This window comes from Microbacterium fluvii (assembly GCF_025515205.1).
In the GTDB taxonomy this organism is placed as follows: Bacteria; Actinomycetota; Actinomycetes; order Actinomycetales; family Microbacteriaceae; genus Microbacterium; species Microbacterium fluvii.
Genome location: NZ_JAOPFX010000003.1, coordinates 124,572 through 142,182, shown reverse-complemented (window position 1 = coordinate 142,182; position 17,611 = coordinate 124,572). Strand labels below are relative to the sequence as shown.

The 17,611-nt window shown below is 70.6% G+C and carries 16 protein-coding genes and 1 pseudogene; 8 read left to right on the top strand and 9 right to left on the bottom strand.

Going from position 1 to position 17,611, the window contains the following annotated elements; genetic code table 11:
* Positions 1 to 15: 15 nt before the first annotated feature.
* The 3 genes from OAW74_RS11920 to OAW74_RS11910 all read left to right on the top strand — a co-directional run bounded on the left by OAW74_RS11920 (position 16) and on the right by OAW74_RS11910 (position 3,381).
* On the top strand, positions 16 to 1,527 hold the full coding sequence (locus tag OAW74_RS11920) for a sugar ABC transporter ATP-binding protein (protein WP_262874601.1): 1,512 nt from the start codon (positions 16 to 18) through the stop codon (positions 1,525 to 1,527).
* Entirely contained in the window at positions 1,524 to 2,537 is a 1,014-nt protein-coding gene (locus OAW74_RS11915) for a LacI family DNA-binding transcriptional regulator (protein WP_262874600.1), read from the top strand. Before OAW74_RS11920 ends, OAW74_RS11915 begins: the two co-directional genes overlap by 4 nt.
* 241 nt (positions 2,538 to 2,778) lie before the next feature.
* Positions 2,779 to 3,381 (top strand): DoxX family protein, encoded by a 603-nt coding sequence (locus OAW74_RS11910; RefSeq protein WP_262874599.1) that lies wholly within the window; start codon positions 2,779 to 2,781, stop codon positions 3,379 to 3,381.
* A gap of 88 nt (positions 3,382 to 3,469) precedes the next feature.
* Here the strand turns inward: OAW74_RS11910 and OAW74_RS11905 are convergent, their stop codons facing one another.
* The 9 genes and pseudogenes from OAW74_RS11905 to OAW74_RS11865 form a co-directional block, all read right to left on the bottom strand.
* On the bottom strand, positions 3,470 to 4,504 hold the full coding sequence (locus OAW74_RS11905) for an alcohol dehydrogenase catalytic domain-containing protein (RefSeq protein ID WP_262874598.1): 1,035 nt from the start codon (positions 4,502 to 4,504) through the stop codon (positions 3,470 to 3,472).
* Positions 4,505 to 4,523: 19 nt separating this feature from the next.
* Complete coding sequence (locus OAW74_RS11900) at positions 4,524 to 5,519, bottom strand: tocopherol cyclase family protein (protein WP_262874597.1); 996 nt, start codon at positions 5,517 to 5,519, stop codon at positions 4,524 to 4,526.
* Between the two features lie 155 nt (positions 5,520 to 5,674).
* A pseudogene (efeB, locus tag OAW74_RS11895) lies at positions 5,675 to 6,991 on the bottom strand (iron uptake transporter deferrochelatase/peroxidase subunit); the annotation flags it as partial.
* Positions 6,992 to 7,196: 205 nt separating this feature from the next.
* On the bottom strand, positions 7,197 to 8,423 hold the full coding sequence (gene efeO, locus OAW74_RS11890; RefSeq protein ID WP_262874596.1) for an iron uptake system protein EfeO: 1,227 nt from the start codon (positions 8,421 to 8,423) through the stop codon (positions 7,197 to 7,199).
* Complete coding sequence (gene efeU / locus OAW74_RS11885; RefSeq protein ID WP_262874595.1) at positions 8,420 to 9,415, bottom strand: iron uptake transporter permease EfeU; 996 nt, start codon at positions 9,413 to 9,415, stop codon at positions 8,420 to 8,422. Before efeU ends, efeO begins: the two co-directional genes overlap by 4 nt.
* A gap of 146 nt (positions 9,416 to 9,561) precedes the next feature.
* Positions 9,562 to 10,554 (bottom strand): VOC family protein, encoded by a 993-nt coding sequence (locus OAW74_RS11880; RefSeq protein WP_262874594.1) that lies wholly within the window; start codon positions 10,552 to 10,554, stop codon positions 9,562 to 9,564.
* A gap of 25 nt (positions 10,555 to 10,579) precedes the next feature.
* Entirely contained in the window at positions 10,580 to 11,680 is a 1,101-nt protein-coding gene (locus OAW74_RS11875; RefSeq protein WP_262874593.1) for a PrpF domain-containing protein, read from the bottom strand.
* A complete protein-coding gene (locus tag OAW74_RS11870) occupies positions 11,667 to 12,377 on the bottom strand; it encodes a 4-carboxy-4-hydroxy-2-oxoadipate aldolase/oxaloacetate decarboxylase (protein WP_262874592.1) in 711 nt (236 codons plus the stop codon). Before OAW74_RS11870 ends, OAW74_RS11875 begins: the two co-directional genes overlap by 14 nt.
* Positions 12,374 to 13,123, bottom strand: a complete 750-nt coding sequence (locus OAW74_RS11865; protein WP_262874591.1) for a PIG-L deacetylase family protein — start codon at positions 13,121 to 13,123, stop codon at positions 12,374 to 12,376. The genes OAW74_RS11870 and OAW74_RS11865 overlap by 4 nt, the downstream gene beginning before the upstream one ends.
* Positions 13,124 to 13,284: 161 nt before the next feature.
* On the opposite strand from OAW74_RS11865, the gene OAW74_RS11860 reads away from it, so the two are divergent.
* From OAW74_RS11860 to OAW74_RS11840, 5 genes are all read left to right on the top strand, one after another.
* Positions 13,285 to 13,944 (top strand): GntR family transcriptional regulator, encoded by a 660-nt coding sequence (locus OAW74_RS11860; RefSeq protein ID WP_262874590.1) that lies wholly within the window; start codon positions 13,285 to 13,287, stop codon positions 13,942 to 13,944.
* A 171-nt stretch (positions 13,945 to 14,115) separates the two neighbouring features.
* On the top strand, positions 14,116 to 15,093 hold the full coding sequence (locus tag OAW74_RS11855; RefSeq protein ID WP_262874589.1) for an ABC transporter substrate-binding protein: 978 nt from the start codon (positions 14,116 to 14,118) through the stop codon (positions 15,091 to 15,093).
* A gap of 2 nt (positions 15,094 to 15,095) precedes the next feature.
* A complete protein-coding gene (locus OAW74_RS11850; RefSeq protein ID WP_316250223.1) occupies positions 15,096 to 15,941 on the top strand; it encodes an ABC transporter permease in 846 nt (281 codons plus the stop codon).
* Entirely contained in the window at positions 15,938 to 16,714 is a 777-nt protein-coding gene (locus tag OAW74_RS11845; protein WP_262874588.1) for an ABC transporter permease, read from the top strand. Before OAW74_RS11850 ends, OAW74_RS11845 begins: the two co-directional genes overlap by 4 nt.
* 31 nt (positions 16,715 to 16,745) lie before the next feature.
* Positions 16,746 to 17,603: an ABC transporter ATP-binding protein gene (locus OAW74_RS11840; RefSeq protein WP_262874952.1), complete on the top strand. Its 858-nt coding sequence runs from the start codon at positions 16,746 to 16,748 to the stop codon at positions 17,601 to 17,603.
* Positions 17,604 to 17,611: the final 8 nt, after the last annotated feature.

The window sequence follows — 17,611 nt, the reverse complement described above, 5'->3', positions numbered from 1 at the left end:
GGCAAGATGGTGACCATGGTCGAAAGCCCCGTCGTCGAGGTCTCCGGGGCGACCGTGCGATTCCAGGCCGAGACCGCGCTCGACGGCGTCGACTTCCGCATGTTCCCCGGCGAGGTGCACTCGCTCATGGGCGAGAACGGCGCGGGCAAGTCGACGCTCATCAAGGCGATCACCGGCGCGCTGCGACTGGATGCGGGGGCCATCCGCATCGACGGCGACGAGGTGCGCTTCACGACGCCGCACGATGCTCTGGCGGCCGGGATCGGCACCGTCTATCAGGAGATCGACCTGCTGCCGAACCTCTCGGTGGCCGAGAACATCTGGCTGGGGCGCGAACCCCGACGCCGCGGCGGCATCGACTGGCGCGAGATGCGCCGCCGCGCCGCCGCCGCTCTCGCCGACCTCGGACTCGACATCGACCCGGCCTCGACGCTGTCGAGCCACTCGCTCGCGGTGCAGCAGCTCGTCGCGATCGCGAGGGCGATCTCGATCGACGTCAAGGTGCTGATCCTCGACGAGCCCACCTCGAGCCTCGACCTCGATGAGGTGGCCGAGCTCTTCCGCGTGATCCGCGACCTCAAGCAGCGCGGCGTCGCGATCCTGTTCGTCTCGCACTTCCTCGATCAGGTCTACGAGATCTGCGACCGCGTGACGGTGCTGCGAGGCGGCCGCCTCGTCGGCGAGTACCTCACCCGCGAGCTCCTGCGCATCGACCTCGTGCAGAAGATGCTCGGCCGCAGCATGGAATCGCTCACCTCTCGGCCGCGCGCCGGGCTGACCGAGGCCGTGCAGGCGCCGTTCCTGCACGCCGAGGGGGTCACCGTCGGCACCGGCATCGTCGACGCCGACCTCGACCTCGGCGAGGGCGAGGTGCTGGGCGTCGCGGGGCTCCTCGGCTCGGGGCGCACCGAGCTCGCCCGCGCGCTCACCGGCGTCGACCGGCCGGACGCCGGCATCGTGCGCATCGCCTCGGGCGAGGTCGGCGGGGTCCGCCGTGCGATCTCACTCGGCGTCGTCTACTCATCGGAGAACCGGCGCACCGAGGGCATCATCAGCGAGCTGAGCGTGCAGGAGAACATCACCCTCGCGCTGCAGGCCCAGCGCGGCATCGCGCGCCGCATCCGCACCGAGCGCCAGCGCGAACTCGCCGCCAGCTGGGTCGAGGCCCTCGACATCCGCCCGCCCGATCTCGACCGGCCCGCCGGCACCCTGTCGGGCGGCAACCAGCAGAAGGTGCTGCTGGCGCGGCTGCTCGCCCTGTCGCCGCGGGTGCTCGTTCTCGACGAGCCGACCCGCGGCATCGACGTGGGCGCCAAGGTCGAGATCCAGAACCTCGTGTCGGAGCTCGCCGACAACGGACTGTCGGTCGTGTTCATCTCGGCCGAGCTCGAAGAGGTGCTGCGGGTGGGCCACCGCGTCGCGATCCTGCGCGGCGGCAAGGTCGTCGACGTCGTCTCGGCCGAGGGGCTCAGCGTCGACTCGCTCATGGCGCTGGTCGCCCAGCCCGACGAAGACGAGGCCGAGTGAGCGACGACAAGGGCGCCCGCACCGCGAACATCTTCGATGTCGCGCGGCTCGCGGGCGTGTCGCACCAGACGGTCTCGCGGGTGCTCAACGACCTGCCGAACGTGCGGCCGGCGACCCGCGCGCGCGTCGAGCAGGCCATCGCGCAGCTGCGCTACTCCCCCTCGCCGGCGGCACGGGCGCTCGTCACCCGCCGCACCCGCACGATCGGCCTCGTCGCGCCGGGCGTCGCCGACTACGGGCCCACCTCGATCGCGATGCACTTCGCGATCGCGGCGCGCGCCGAGCGCTACAACGTCGAGACGGTCTCGACCCTCGACGCCGACCCGGCGGCCGTGCGCTCGGCGGTCGAGGGACTGCTGCGCCAGCGCGTCGACGCGATCGTGCTCATCGTCGTCGACATCGGCGTGCTCGAGGTCGTGCGCAGCCTCGATCTCAGCATCCCCGTCGTCGCCGCGGCCGCCTCGCAGCGCCGGAGCCCCCATCTCGTCTCGATCGACCAGTATCGAGGCGCCCGCTCGGCGGTGCGGCACCTGGCAGAGCTCGGACACACCCGCATCCTGCATCTCGCGGGTCCCCAGCGCGCCCCCGACGCGATCGAGCGCATCCGCGGATGGCGCGACGAGCTGGCCGCGCACCGGCTCGAGGCCGTCGAGCCGGCCAGCGGCGACTGGAGCGCCGCGTCGGGGCACGACCTCGGGCTGAGGCTGCCGGTGGAGGCCGGCACCGCCGTGTTCGTCGCGAACGATCACATGGCGATCGGCCTGCTGTCGGCGCTGCGCGAGCGAGGACTTCGCGTGCCAGACGACGTCAGCGTCGTGGGCTTCGACGACGTGCCAGAAGCAGGATTCCTGTATCCGCCGCTCACGACGGTGCGGCAGGACTTCGCCGCGCTCGGCGAACTGATCATGCGCAAGGTGCTGATCGCGATCGAAGAGCCCGAGAGCGCGACCGAAGACACCCCGCTGCCGACGCATCTGATCGTGCGGCAGTCCACCGCCGCACCTCGCTGACCCCACGCCGCAGCATCCGCCTTCCTTCCCTCCCGCAAGTTGGCAGCTTCTGCCGCTCGCGATCACCCTCATGCGACCACATCCGCCAAGTCGCGGGGAGGGGAAAAGACGGCAAACCGCGGATGCTGAAAGAAACCTGGACATCAGCCTTGCATATGGTGTGACCACAGGTGTAACGTGTGGTCTGACCACAAAGAAGGTCGGGCCCACAAGGCCCGATGCACAAGGAGGAAGAAACACCATGACCACCCACGCCGTCCCCACCGGGACCACCCTGACCGCCGGTGCGGCGAAGGCGACCACCGCCGCCAAGGCCATCCCGCTGCAGGACACCATCGTCACGAGCCTCACCGGGCGCCGCTGGCTCGCCGTCACGCGCCTCGCGACCGGCTTCATCTTCCTCTGGGCCTTCCTCGACAAGACCTTCGGGCTCGGGTTCTCCACACCCGTCGAACGTGCCTGGGTCAACGGCGGCGCCCCCGCGCAGGGCTTCCTCGGCAGTGAGGCCGTCACCGGCCCGCTTCAGCCCTGGTTCGCGAGCCTCGCGACGCCGCTGGCCGACTGGATGTTCATGGCCGGCATGCTCGGCATCGGTGCGGCGGTCATGCTCGGCATCGGCCTGCGCGTGAGCGCCGTGGCCGGCAGCGTCATGATGCTCCTGATGTACCTCGCCGAATGGCCCTTCGCCTACGGCGCGGGCAGCACCAACCCGCTCGTGGACTACCACATCATCTACGCGCTCGCCCTCGTGCTGGTCGCCGTGTTGGCCGCCGGCGACACGTGGGGTCTGGGCGCCTGGTGGAAGAGCCTGCCCGTCGTGCAGAGCATGCGCTGGCTCGTCTGAGCGATCACACACAGAAGCGCCGCGGTTCACCCGCGGCGCTTCGTCGTGTGCGGCGGGGCGGATGCTGCCGCCCCGGCGCCCGCACCCGCTACGGCCGCAGCAGCACCTTCAGCGCCTCGCGCTCGTTCATGAGGCGGTACCCCTCGGCGGCGTCTTCCAGCGGCAGCTCGCGGTCGAAGACGCGGCCGGGCTCCACCGAGCCGTCGAGCACCCCAGGGAGCAGCTCTTCGACGTAGGCGCGCACCGGGGCGACGCCGCCGGTGAGGGTCGCGTTGGGCCACCACAGCCGACGCCCGATGTCGCCGTCGGTGTACTGCGGCACCCCGACGCGGCTGATGACGCCGCCCGCGCGCACGACGCCCAGGGCCGTCTCGTAGGCGTCGGGGTAGCCGACCGCCTCGAGCACGGCGTGCACTCCGTCGCCGTCGGTGAGCTCGCGCACGCGCGCGACGGCCTCGTCGCCGCGCTCGGGCACGACGTCGGTGACGCCGAAGGCGACGCCGAGGTCCGTGCGGTCTTCGTGGCGGCCGAGCAGGATGACGCGCTCGGCGCCGAGCCGCACCGCCGACAGCGCCGCGAGCAGGCCCACGGCGCCGTCGCCGATCACCGCGACGGTCTGGCCGCTGCGCACCCTGGCGGTGACGGCGGCGTGGTGACCGGTGCCGTAGACGTCGGAGAGCGTCAGCAGCGACGGCACGAGCGCCTCGTCGAATCCGGCCGGCACCGCCACGAGCGTGCCGTCGGCCAGCGGCACCCGCACCGCCTCCGCCTGCGCGCCGGCCGCGCCGTGCTCACCCCAGCCCTGGCTGAACCGGCACGAGGTCTGCAGCCCCTCGCGGCAGAAGTCGCACTCGCCGCACGAGATCATGAACGGCGCGATGACGAAGTCGCCCGGCCGCACCGTGGTCACCTCGGCCCCGACCTCGTCGACGATGCCGACGAACTCGTGCCCCTTGCCGGCGCCGCGCTCGCTCTGGTGCATCTTGCGGTAGGGGTGCAGGTCGCTCCCGCACACGCACGCCGCCACGACGCGCACGACCGCGTCGGTGGGCAGCTCGATCCGAGGATCGGGAACATCGATCACGCGCACGTCGCCGGCGCCGTACATCCAGGTGGCCTTCATGCGCCCATCCTCTCGCAGGTCAGATCGCCAGCATCCGCTCGATGTCGCCGAACACCTCGATGCCCGCGCACTCTGCCGTGCCGTCGAGCAGCACGTGGCCGTCGCGGCCGGTGTGACGCAGGCGGATGCTGCCGTCGAGCGTCTCTTCGACCCTGCGGTGCATCGACTCACGCGCCGGGGCGTGCAGCAGCCCGCCGCGGACGCGCTGGGCCTCGAGTTCGAGCGTGCCGTCCGGGCCGTCGACGACCCAATGCACGCGGTCGTCGTCGATCGTGAGGAGCTTCTCGGTGGAGCGGTTGTAGGTGGTCCACTTGTGCAGCCGGCCGGAGTGACGCAGGCCGACGATCGATCCGCGGAAGGCGCCGCGCAGCCACGGGATGATCGCGACCGAGGCGATCAGCGACGCCTCCGCGTCGGCGTCGAGATGGTTGCTCGCGAGCCACACATACCCCGCGGGGAATGCCCTGCCCCAGTCCTTCTCGATGTAGCCGCGGCCGCCGTGGAACGAGACGGGCGCCCCCTCGATCTCGAGCTCGCCGCCGAGGGCGTGGCCGAACGAGACGATGCCGTGGAAGCACTCCATGAAGGGCACGAGGCCGTACCAGCCCATGATCCCCGGTTCGCGCAGAGTCGCCGGCCAGGGCTCGAGCGGCGTCGTGAACTCGACGCGGCCCCGCAGCTGCGGCAGGTCGAGGGTCACGCCGTTCGCGGTGAACCGGCTGGCACCCACCCGCACGTCGAACTCGGTGTCGGACGCGTGGAACTCGTGCGGCGGGAACCTGTGGAACCACGAGCGGCCGGTGAGCCCGTCGAGCACCTGCACGAACGCCTCGTCGTCGGTGTCGGTGTCGGCCTGCAGGCCCCGGAAGATGCCGGGGATCACCGCCCAGCGCTGCGCCCGGTCGGCGCTGACGAGCTTGACGTACCAGCCCTCGAAGAACCCGCGCCGCGCGCCGCGGCCGTGGAAGGCCTCTGGGTGGCGCACGCCGCGCGCCCAGGCCGCAGGTGTCCGCATGCCCCCAGCATCCCCTGTCGCGGGCGGCCGGGTCCACCCTCCCGTGCCCGCGCACGGCTGACGGACCTTTCCGGCGACGCGCGGTCCACAGCATCCGCCCCTCGGCGTGTCGGGAACGACCTCACTCGGTTGTGCACCGAGTGGGCGGCGGCGACTCAGGTGAACAGACCCGCACCCACATACGAGCCGGTCGACGCCCCGGGCGGGATCGCCCAGATGCCGGAGCCGACGTGACGGACGTACTCGGCCATGAGGTCGGTCGACAGGGCCCGCTGCAGTCCGATGAACTGCTCCGGCGAGCGCTGGTACGCCAGGAAGAACAGGCCCGCGTCCAGGCGCCCCAGCGCGTTGTTGCCGTCGACGTAGTTGTAGCCGCGGCGGAGGATCCGTACGCCCCCGTTGAAGTCGGGGTGGACGAGCCGCACGTGGCTGTGCGCGTCGATCGCGGCAGCGCCGGCAGCATCCGTCGCGGCGAAATCGGGGTCGGTGGCCTCGACGCCCCCCGACAGCGGAGCGCCCTCGCCCTTGTCTCGGCCCGTGATGCGCTCCTGCTCGGCCAGCCGCACGCGGTCCCACGTCTCGATGAGCATCGCGATCTTGCGGGCGACCAGGAACGACCCGCCCGCCATCCAGGCCTGATCGTCGGATGCCGCCGCCCACACGTGCTCGTCGAGTGCCGCAGCATCGTCGGCGAGGATGTTGGCGGTGCCGTCCTTGAACCCGAAGAGGTTGCGCGGGGTCTGTTGATCGGCGCTCGTGCGCGAGGTCTTGCCGTACCCGAGCTGCGACCAGCGCAGCCGCGCGCGCCCGAAGGCGATGCGGCTGAGGTTGCGGATCGCGTGCACGGCGACCTGCGGATCGTCGGCGCAGGCCTGGATGCACAGGTCGCCGCCCGTCGTATTCGGGTCGAGGTCGTCGCCGAGAAAGGCGGGCAGGGGCTGCAGGGCTGTGGGCCGCCGCGCGGCGAGGCCGTAGCGGTCGGTGCCGTCGGCGTCTTCGAACAGAGTCGGGCCGAACCCGAACGTGATCGTCAGCCCGTTGGCCGCGAGGCCCTGCGCCTCGCCGGTGTCGTCGGGCGGCGCCTCCGGCGAGCCCCCGACGGCGCCGGTCGCACTGACCTCGAGCCCCTGGGTCATGCGCGACGCGGCATACGACCAGTCCTGCAGCAGCTCGACGAGGTCGTCGAGGGTCGTGCGGGCCATCATGTCGAACGACGCGAAGTGCAGGTGGTCCTGCACCGGCGTCGTGATGCCCGCCTGGTGCGCGCCGAAGAAGGGATAGGCGGATGCTGCGCCCTGCGCACTCTGCGCCGTCGCCGTCGCGACGGCCGCGCCCGCCCCGGCCCCCACGGCGAGCCCCGCCGCCCCCGCGCCGAGCGCGAGGCCGAACAGGCCCCGGCGGCTGAGGCCGCGGGGTGCTTCCGCCGTTTCGTCTCGCGGCTGCGCCGCTCGCGAGGCGCCCGGGGAGGGTTCCGGCGTTTCGTCTCGCGGCTGCGCCGCTCGCTCAACGACCGGGGAGGGTTGCGGCGTTTCGTCTCGCGGCTGCGCCGCTCGCTCAACGACCGGGGGCTGCAGCGGTTCGGGCGTTGAGCGAGCGAAGCGAGACGAAACGTCCGGGTCGGGTTCGGGCGCCCCGCGAACGGAGCGAGACGAAACGTCTTCAGCCATCGGACCGGCGCTACTCCAGGATCGTCGAGGTCAGCTGCGACAGCGGCTCGGCGAGGGCGTTGATGAGATCGGTGAACTCGCGCTTGTCGTCGTCGGTGAGCTCACCGTAGTTCACGAACCCGTCGGCCAGCGACCCGTGCTCGGCGAGCGCCGCCTCGAGATCCGTGTAGCCCTGCTCGATGTCGGTCACGAGCGCCGCGCCGTCGTCGCCCTGCGCCGTCGCGAAGTCCTGCACGAGCGAGAACGCCATCTTCGAGCCCTCGACGTTGGCGGCGAAGTCCCAGAGGTCGGTGCCGCTCCACCAGTCCTCCTCACCGCTGATCTTGCCGGTTGCGACCTCGTCGAGCAGGCCGATCGCGCCGTTGGAGATTCCGGCGATGCCCTGCGCATCGAGCGCCTGCTGGAAATCGTCGGAGTGCACGTAGTCGTTGAGCTCGGCGACGTCGGCGATCAGCTGGTCGCCGAACGCCGCGCGCTCGGCGTCGGTCGAGGGCTGCCAGTCGGTCCACGCCGAGGATCCGTCGGCGTTGAGACCGTCTTCCGCGGGCACCCACAGGTCTTTCTCGATGCGGTGGAACCCGGTCCAGTCGAGGCCCTCGGCGACAGCATCCACTTCGCGGTAGTCGATGCGGGGGTCGAGGTCGCCCAGCGACTCGGCTACCGGCTCGATGCGCTCGTAGAAGGCGCGGGTCGGGGCGAACAGGTCGCGCGCCGTCTCGTCGTCGCCCGACTCGTAGGCCGCGACGAACTCGTCGACGGCGGGCACGAGCTGCTCGACCTGGTCTTTCACGAACGCGGCGTAGAGGTCGACCGCCTGCTGCTTCTGCTCGGCGTCGTCGCCCGTCGCCTCGACGGTGTCACCGGTGACCGAGAACGCTGCGCGCCCGACGCCCTCGCCGACCATGCCCGGCTTGCAGAGGGTGAAGTAGTCGCCGGGCTGGGCGACGACCGTGAGGGTGCGCGAGGCGCCGGGGGCGATGTTCTCGACCTCGCCGACGATCCGAAGGCCGTCGTCGGCGAGCAGGTAGAACTCGCTGACCTCCGAGCTCTCGTTGGTCACATCGAAGCTCAGCGTGCCGCTCGTGGCCGTGGCCGTCGAGACGTCGCAGGCCGCGTCGGTCGAGGTGACCGTGAGCGCGTCGGATGCTGCCACGTCGGCCTTCGCGACGCAGCCGGCGAGCGCGAGGGCGCTGATCGAGACGGCGGCGACGGCCCCGAGAGTGCGGATGGCGGTCATGATGCTCCTTGCTGTGCGGGAGTGGTGGGGTCTTCGCTCGAGCGGCGCTCGGCGGGAGTGACGGGGGCAGGGGAAGAGCCGGCGGGCGCCGCGGCGCGCCGAGGCGGCCGCGAGCGCAGCACGCCGCGCACGAAGAAGCCGCCGACGAGGGCGATGTACAGCATCCAGGCGATCACCTGCAGCCACGACATCTGCGGCATGAAGCCGACGGTCGCCTGCAGCACGGCGGCGAGCGCACCCCCAGGGGGGATCGTGGCCGACACGTCGAACGCCCAGCCGAACGGGAGGCCCGCCCAGCCCACGGCGACAGCTCCCGTGACCGGGTCGATCGGGGCGGCCGCCGTGTAGGGCCCGGGGAGGGCGCCCGCCTCCTGCAGGTCGTGGATCGCGTACGCGAGCACCCCGGCGGCGACGATCACGAGAAAGGCGCCGGTCCACGTGAAGAAGACCCGCAGATCGATGCGCAGCATCCCCCGCGAGAGCAGCCAGCCGAGCACGACGGCGGCGGCAAGTCCCACGAGAGCCCCGACGAGGGCGGCGGGCGCGTCGCCGAACGACTGCACCATCGACCACAGCAGCAGCGTGGTCTCGACCCCCTCGCGGGCGACCGAGACGAACCCGATGGCGACGATCGCCCACAGGCTCCCCTGCGCGAGGGCGCGGTCGAGGTCGCCCTCGAGCGCCCGCTTCATGGTGCGGGCGGTGCGCTGCATCCAGAAGATCATCCAGGTGACCATGCCGACCGCGAGGAGCGAGAGGACACCCCCGATGAGCTCCTGCGCCTCGAAGGTGAGCGCGTAGGCGCCGAAGGTGAGCACCGCGCCGATGATGAGTGCGAGCGCGATCGCGAGACCGACGCCGATCCACAGCCGCGGGAGCACGTCTCGGCGCCCGACGCGCGAGAGGTAGGCCACGAGGATGCCGACGACGAGGGCGGCCTCGAGGCCCTCGCGGAGGCCGATGAGGAACGTGGGGAGGAAGCTGGCGAGCACGGGGTCGATTCGGGTGTGACGGAGCGAGGCCGATGCCGACTGCCCCGTTGCAGCTCACCCGCGCTGACGCGCGGGTGAGGTTAGGCGAACCTCACCTGGCGACGGTACACCCGCTTCCCGCTCGCCCACAACGTCCGATTCCGAGCTCAGTGCCCGGCGAGGGCCTGGCGGTCGATCTCCTCCTGGTTCTCGACGATCGGGGTGCCGTGGGTGTGGAAGGTCGCGACGGTCTTCATGCCCCACGCCTGGCCCTTCGCGCGCTCGGCCTGGCTCCACTCCACGACGGGCCAGTCGGGGTCGAGGATGAGCCGGGCCTGGGCCGTCGCGAACTCGATGCGGTTGCCGCCGGGCTCCCACACGTAGAGGAAGAATGTCTGGTTGATCGCGTGCTTGTAGGGGCCGTACTCGATGTAGATGCCGTTCTCGAGGCAGATGTCGGCCGCCTTGAGGATGTCTTCGCGGTTGTCGGGCGCGAAGGCGAAGTGATGGAAGCGGCCGCGCTCACCCGTCCAGTCGTCGGAGTAGACGACGTCGTACGACTTCTGGTGGAACCGGAACCACCACGCGCCGTACCCGCCGGCGTCGAGTTTCACGCGCTCCGACTCGCGGCTCATCATGACGTCGCGCCAGAACTCGCCGCACGCGTTCACGTCGCTCGTGAGGTAGTTGATGTGGTCGAGCCGGCGCACGTTGATGCCGCGGCCGGGGAACTTGGCGGCCTGGTTCTTCAGCGCGGGGCGGTCCTCGTCGTCGGGCACGTAGTGCTCGGTCTCGTAGTAGATGCCCATGAGGTGCCCGTCGGGGTCTTCGAACTCGTACGACGGCCCGACCCCGACCTCGGGGTCGCGCCAGCCATGCCCGAGCCCGGCCTTCTCGATCGCGGACACGCGGCGGGCCAGTGCCTCGGGCGACGACGCGCGGTACAGCGTGCGGCCGACGCCGTTGGTGTCGGAGGCGGTGAGCTTGAGCGAGTAGAGCTGGTACTCGTCCCACGTGCGCAGATACACCGAGTCGCCGACGCGGGCGACCTCGCGCATCGCGAGCAGGTCGCGGAAGAAGTGCAGGCTCTCGTCGAACTTGGGGGTGAACAGCTCGATCGCGCCCAGGTGGGCGAGGTCGAAATTCTCGGGGTGTGCCATGGCGGTTCCTCTCTGGCGAAAACGACTAGGGGCGCGGCCGCGGGAAGACCCGGCCGTCGAAGATCTTGCGCGCGGTGCGCAAGGAGAGGGATGCGGCGTGCCACACCCCGCCGGCGCCCTGCGCGACGCGCACGCGCGAGTCGAAGACGCCGCTCGGGTGCTCGACGAGCGTGGACTCCCCCGGCGCGAGTTCGGCGAGCGCCGAGCCGACGGCGCCGGGGATGCGGATGCCGGCGGCGACGGATGCTGCCATCAGCACGCCGATCGAGGTGTGCACGCGCGTCGGGATGAAGGCGCGCGCGGCGATCGCCCCGCCCGCGGCGGGGGCGGCGAGCAGGATCATCTTCGGCACGGTCTGCGCCGACACGTCACCGAGGCCCATGAGCGGCCCCGCGGCCAGGCGCACCCGCTCCACCTCGGCGGCGAGCGCGGCGTTCTGCTCGAGCTCGGCGGGCGACTCGTGTCCGGTCGCGCCGAACTCCGCGGCGTCGAGCAGCACCACCGGCATGCCGTTGTCGATGAGGCTGACCCGATGACCGGCGACCTCGTCGACGACCTCGCCGCTCGGCAGCAGCGCCTTGCCCTCGGCGCCCGTCAGCTCCAGCGAGATGCCGCCGGCCGTGCCGGGCACGCCGGCGATCGCGACGTCGCCGTCGTAGTCGGGGCGCCCGCCCGCGACGCCGAAGGTCGCGGTGGCGACGTCGCCGGTGTTGACGAGGCGGATGCGCACGGTCGCCGTGTCGCCGGGCGCTGAGACCAGCCCGCGCTCGAGGGCGAACGGACCGACTCCCGCGAGCAGATTGCCGCACGTCTGCGCGTCGGCGACCACCGGCTGATCGACCACGACCTGCAGGAACAGATAGTCGACGTCGACGCCAGGGGCCTCGGAGCGCGAGACGATCGCGACCTTGCTGGTCAGCGGATGAGCGCCCCCCAGGCCGTCGATCTGGGCGGGGTCGGGGCTTCCCATGATCCGCAGCAGGAGATCGTCGCGCGCGGACGGGTCGGCCGGCACGTCCTGCGCCAGAAAGTAGGCGCCCTTCGAGGTGCCCCCTCGCAGCAGCATGCACGGGATGCCGTCGCGGACGGCATCCGTCTCGGCGAACGCGCCGTCAGCGGCCGCCATCGAGGTACTCCGCCTGCGTGACGTAGCGCACGCCGAGCTCGTCGAGGAGCGGCCGCAGGCCCTTGCGGTCGAGGCTCAGCTCGCGCCCGCTCGCATAGGCATCGCGGTCGGCGGCCTCCTTCTCGACGCGCGCGTCGGCGGCGTCGAGCGCGGCCGCTGCGTGCAGGCGCGGCACGACGACCACGCCGTCGTCGTCGGCCACGACGATGTCGCCCGGGTTCACCACGACGCCGTCGACGACGATCGGCACATTGACCGAGCCGGGTGTCGCCTTGACGGTGCCCTGCGAATGCACGGCGCGCGCCCACACCGGAAAGCCCATCTCACGCAGGTCGGCGGTGTCTCGGACCCCGCCGGTCGTGATCATGCCGCGCACGCCGCGGCCCTTCAGCGCCGAGGCGAACAGGTCGCCGAACGCACCGTCGGTGGAGGGTGACGTCGTCGCGATCACGAGCACATCGCCCGCGCGGCACTGCTCGATCGCGGCGTGGATCATGAGGTTGTCGCCGGGGGCCTGCAGGATCGTGACGGCCGTGCCGGCGATGCGCGCGCCCTGCTGCACGGGCCGGACCGAGGGCCCGGCGAGTCCCGTTCGTCCCATCGCCTCGTGCACCGTCGCGACGCCGTGCACCGCGAGCGCATCGGCGGTCGCGGCGTCGGCACGGGCGATGTCGGTGACGATCACGGGGCTCGTCATGCCAGCACGTCCGTGACCTGCGGGTAGTACCGCACGTAGGCCTCGCCCTTGGTGTCGACCGGCAGGCCGAGGTTGGGGCCGGCGTTGCGCTTGACCTGCACTCCGCGGCGCACCGCGAGGTCGGTGTAGTACGACCACATGTGCTTCTGGGCGGGCAGGCACTCCATCGCGGCGCGCTTGCGCTCCCACGCCTCGGTGACATCCAGCAGCACGTTCGGCTTGAAGTCGCTCTGCTCGCTCTGGTGCGGCTCGAAGAAGAACACCGGCGGCGCCCCGATGATCTCGTCGCGGGTGGGGTACGAGCCGTCGGAGTTCGCGACGCCGATCGCCTGCGCGAGCACGCGCGCCTGCAGCGCCATGCGGGCCGCGGCGGGGTGGTCGCCGTTGTAGGGGTCGTGCAGCGGGTGGGTCAGCACGACGGTGGGCTGGGTGCGCCGGAACACGTCGACCAGGTGCGAGACGGCATCCGTCGACTCGACGAGGGGGTAGTCGCCCAGGTCGAGGAACTCGATGTCGGCACCCAGAACGGATGCTGCCGCCTCGGCCTCAGCGCGACGGATCTGCTTGATCTCGTCGAGCGCCTTGCCCTCCAGCCACTGACTGGCCGACTCGCCGCGCTCGCCGTACGACAGGCAGGCCACCGTCACGCGCTCGCCTCGGAGGGCGGCCAGGGCGATGGCTCCGCCCGCGCGCCAGACGAAGTCGCCGGCGTGGGCGCTGATCACGAGAGTCGACGGATTCGACATTGAACCTCCTGTGGTGCTCGGCCCATTATCGGCATATCGTGCATCGGATTGTCAACAATCTGTGCACGATGGGTGGGATCGACGACGCGAGCCTCACCACGCAACCCCGTGACGTGGTGCATGATCGGAAGGATCCCCGGATGGCCGAGAGGAGCAGATCGGTGCCCGAAAAGACGGATGTGCGCGCACAGCTGCGCGCCGCGATCCTGCAGGGCGTGTATGCCCCGCGCCAGCGACTCATCGAAGCCGAGCTGGCCGAGGAGTACTCGGCGAGCCGCTTCGTGCTGCGCAACGCCCTGATCGCCCTGGCCGCGGAGGGGCTCATCGAGCTGCAGCCCAACCGCGGAGCGCGGGTGCGCGAGATCTCGGTGCCGGAGGCGATCGAGATCACCGAGATCCGCCAGGCCGTCGAGGGGCTCGTCGCCGCGCGCGCCGCCGGCCGGGCCAGCGCCGAGAACATCGTGTTCCTGCGGGCGCTCGGCCAGGAGATGCGCGACGCCGTCGACCAGGGCGAGCTCGCCCGCTACTCCGATCTCAACGCGACTCTGCACGGCACTCTTCGGGTGATCGCCGACCACGCGTCGGCCACCCGCATCCTCGAGCAGCTCAACGGGCAGATGGTGCGCCACCAGTTCCGCCTCTCGATGGTCCCAGGGCGCCCGAGCATCTCACTGCCCGAGCACCTCGCGATCATCGACGCCGTGTGCGACCGCGACTCCGAGGCCGCACGGGCGGCGATGATGGCCCACGTGGGCAGCGTCATCGCGACGCTGGCGAGCCTGGGCGCCGACGCGCCTGGGCGCATCTCGACGCCGCGCTGAGGCATCCGTCGCCGTCGTCACGGTGACGTCACAACCGGGTCGTGAATTGATAACAATTTCGTTGACGGAATTGACACTGCTTTCGAGACGCGGTTATCGTCGCCCACAATCGAGGTACATGGTCTCGTCAACAGCGACGAGGTCCCGAGGCCCCTGACACGACGGAGTGACATGAAGAAAGCGAGCTTCTTCGCCATCGCAGCCATCGCAGCCATCGCCCTGACCGGCTGCACCGACTCTGAGGCACCCGAAGGCGACGCATCCGGCGAGGCTTCGGCCCCTGCCGACCTGACCCCCATCACGGTGGGCGTCATCCCGATCGCCGACACCGCGGCGCTCTACCTCGGCGACTCGCTCGGGTACTTCGAGGAGGCCGGCCTCGACCTCACGATCGAGACCGCCGAGTCGGGCGCGGCCATCGCGCCGGCCGTCGTCTCGGGCGACTACCAGTTCGGCTTCAGCAACAACCTGTCGCTGCTGACGGCCAACGAGAAGGGCCTGGGGCTGCAGTCGGTCTCGGCCGCCGTCGCCACCACGGGCGACACGTCGGCCGACATGGGCGGCATCATCGTCAAGGGCGACTCCGACATCTCCAGCGTCGCCGACCTCGCGGGCAAGACCGTGTCGTCGAACGCCGTCGGCAACATCAACCAGGTCGTCACCCGCGCCGCGATCGACGCCGCCGGCGGCGACTCGTCGACGACCGAGTTCGTCGAGGTCGCCTTCCCCGACGCCATCGCCGCCGTCGAGAACGACCAGATCGACGCCGCCTTCGTCGTCGAGCCCTTCGTCACGGCGGCCATCGAGGCCGGCGACAAGGTGATCAGCTACGCGTATGCCGAGTTCGACCCCAAGCTCGACATCGCGAGCTACTTCACCTCGAACGCCTACGCCGACGCCAACCCCGAGATCGTCGAGGCTTTCCAGTCGGCCATGCAGAAGTCGCTCGAAGCCGCCCAGAGCGACTCCGACGCGGTGCGCGAGATCATCGGCACGTACACCAAGAACGACGCCGAGACCCTCGCGAAGATCGTGCTGCCGACCTACCCCACCGAGATCAACCGCGACGCCCTGCAGAAGCTCGGCGACGCCGCGGTCGAGTACGGCATCCTGACGGCTGCGCCCGACCTGGACGCGCTGCTCAAGTAATCGTGACTTCGACCCAGACCCTCATCGCGGTCGCGACCGCGGAGCCCGGGCGACGGTGGCCTCACCGTCGTCCGGGCTCCGCCCTCGGCCCGCTGCTCGGCGCGATCGGCATCGTCGGCTTCCTCGTTCTGTGGGAGATCGTCAGCCTCACCGGTCTCGTCGACACCCGCTTCCTCCCCGCCCCCCACACGGTGCTCGTGCGCCTGGTCGACTACCTGCGCGACCTCGCGTTCTGGCGCGATGTGGCCGACACGATGACCTCGTGGGCGATCGGCCTGACGATCTCGGTCGTGGCCGCCGTCATCCTCGGCTTCCTCATCGGCTCCAGCCGCTTCCTCGAGCACGCGACCCGCTCGACGATCGAGTTCCTCCGCCCCATCCCGTCGGTCGCGCTGATCCCCCTCGCTGTACTGCTGTTCGGCGTCAAGATCCAGGCCAGCCTGCTGCTTATCATCTACGCCTCGTTCTGGCAGGTGCTCATCCAGGTGATCTACGGCAGTCAGGACGTCGACCCCGTCGCCGACGCCACAGCCAAGAGCTACGGCCTCAACCGCTGGCAGCGCATTCGCCACGTGGTCTGGCCGACGACCCTCCCCTACCTCATGACCGGCATCCGCCTCGCCGCGACCGTCGCCCTCGTGCTCGCGATCACCTCCGAGCTCATCATCGGCACACCGGGCCTGGGCAAGCAGATCGGCCTCGCGCAGTCCAGCGGCGATGTCGTGAGCATGTACGCGCTCATCATCGCGACCGGGCTCATCGGCGTCGCCATCAACCTCATCGCCCGCTTCGTCGAGCGCAAGGTGCTCGGCTGGCACACCTCGGTGCGAACGGAGCTCGTCGGATGAGCAAAGCACTCAAGAACTTCGCGTACCTCGTCGGGCTCCCCCTGATCCTGATCGCCTGGTGGTGGTGGGCGACCCTCGACGGCTCGAGCTTCTACGTGCCGACTCCGCAGCAGCTCGTGACGACGTTCGTCGACACGTGGTTCGGCGAGCGGTTCTGGACCGATGTCGTGCCCTCGATCGGGCGCCTGTTCGCGGGCCTCGTGCTCGCCATCGTGCTGGGCGTCGGCTTCGGCGTGCTGATCGGCTCGTTCAAGCGTCTGCGGCAGCTGCTCGAGCCGCTGCTCGAGTTCATCCGCGCCGTGCCTCCTGTCGTGCTCGTGCCGCTGCTGATGCTGCTGATCGGCATCAACGACTTCATGAAGATCGTCGTCATCGTCTCGGGTGCCATCTGGCCCGTGCTGCTGAACACGGTCGAGGGCGTCCGGGCCACCGACGAGGTGCAGCGCGACACGTGCTCGACCTACCGCATCCGCGGGATCGATCGCCTCCGCTACCTGACCCTGCCGGCGGCCAGCCCGCAGATCCTCGCCGGTGTGCGGCAGTCGCTGTCGATCGGCCTGATCCTCATGGTGATCTCCGAGATGTTCGGCTCGTCGTCTGGCCTGGGCTTCACGATCGTGTGGTTCCAGCGCAACTTCGCGATCCCCGAGATGTGGTCGGGCATCCTCGTGCTGGGCCTGATCGGTCTCGGCCTGTCGATCATCTTCCGCGTCGTCGAGCGACGCATCCTTCGCTGGTATTTCGGTTTGAGAGAGGTGCAGCGTGAGAGCTGACACGAAGTCCACCCCCGTCTTCGACGGGCCGATGCTGAAGGTCCAGGGCCTTCGCAAGATCTACCCGACCGCCACCGGCGGCTTCGAGGCGATCCGCGATCTCACCTTCGAGATCCCCGCCGGCCAGCTCGCCTGCATCGTCGGGCCGTCGGGCGCCGGCAAGACCACGCTGCTCAAGTGCATCGCGGGCCTGCTCCCCCGCACCGAGGGCGTGCTCGAGCTGCACGGCAAAGACATCAGCGGCCCGCCCAAGACGATGGCCGTCGTCTTCCAGGAGTACGGGCGCAGCCTCTTCCCCTGGATGAGCGTGCAGGCCAACGTCGAGCTGCCGCTGAAGTCGGCGGGCGTGCCCAAGGCCGAGCGCCGGGCACGGGCGAGCGAGGCGCTCGCGCAGGTCGACCTGGCAGACGCCGGCGCGAAGTACCCGTGGCAGCTCTCCGGCGGCATGCAGCAGCGCGTGGCGATCGCGCGTGCGGTGGCCTATCGCCCCGAGGTGCTGCTCATGGACGAGCCGTTCGCGGCGGTCGACGCGCAGACCCGCGCCGACCTCGAAGACCTCGTGCGCAAGCTCTGGAAAGACCTCGGCATCACGATCCTGTTCGTCACCCACGACATCGACGAGTCGGTCTACCTCGGCGAGCGCGTCATCGTGCTCTCGAACCGCCCGACTGTCGTGCAGGACGACGTGGCGATCGACCTCGGCGTCGACCGCGACCAGCTCCAGACGCGCTCGGAGGCGCGCTTCGCCGAGCTGCGCCACCACATCTACGGCGAGATCCAGCGCGCCAAGACCAACACGGGCGACACCGAAGCGGCCGACGCGACGGGCGTTCCCGTCTCGGTGCCGAAGCCGACCGACGACGCGCAGCGGGCCGGCAGCGCGCTCTGACACGCGCA

Bases quoted from the DNA above. Each gene is read 5' to 3' on its own strand.
- OAW74_RS11900 (WP_262874597.1), bottom strand. From the start codon at position 5,519: ATGCGGACACCTGCGGCCTGGGCGCGCGGCGTGCGCCACCCAGAGGCC.
- OAW74_RS11905 (WP_262874598.1), bottom strand. From the start codon at position 4,504: ATGAAGGCCACCTGGATGTACGGCGCCGGCGACGTGCGCGTGATCGAT.
- OAW74_RS11840 (WP_262874952.1), top strand. From the start codon at position 16,746: ATGCTGAAGGTCCAGGGCCTTCGCAAGATCTACCCGACCGCCACCGGC.
- OAW74_RS11845 (WP_262874588.1), top strand. From the start codon at position 15,938: ATGAGCAAAGCACTCAAGAACTTCGCGTACCTCGTCGGGCTCCCCCTG.
- OAW74_RS11880 (WP_262874594.1), bottom strand. From the start codon at position 10,554: ATGGCACACCCCGAGAATTTCGACCTCGCCCACCTGGGCGCGATCGAG.
- OAW74_RS11865 (WP_262874591.1), bottom strand. From the start codon at position 13,123: ATGTCGAATCCGTCGACTCTCGTGATCAGCGCCCACGCCGGCGACTTC.
- OAW74_RS11855 (WP_262874589.1), top strand. From the start codon at position 14,116: ATGAAGAAAGCGAGCTTCTTCGCCATCGCAGCCATCGCAGCCATCGCC.
- OAW74_RS11870 (WP_262874592.1), bottom strand. From the start codon at position 12,377: ATGACGAGCCCCGTGATCGTCACCGACATCGCCCGTGCCGACGCCGCG.
- OAW74_RS11920 (WP_262874601.1), top strand. From the start codon at position 16: ATGGTCGAAAGCCCCGTCGTCGAGGTCTCCGGGGCGACCGTGCGATTC.
- OAW74_RS11910 (WP_262874599.1), top strand. From the start codon at position 2,779: ATGACCACCCACGCCGTCCCCACCGGGACCACCCTGACCGCCGGTGCG.
- efeO (WP_262874596.1), bottom strand. From the start codon at position 8,423: ATGACCGCCATCCGCACTCTCGGGGCCGTCGCCGCCGTCTCGATCAGC.
- OAW74_RS11875 (WP_262874593.1), bottom strand. From the start codon at position 11,680: ATGGCGGCCGCTGACGGCGCGTTCGCCGAGACGGATGCCGTCCGCGAC.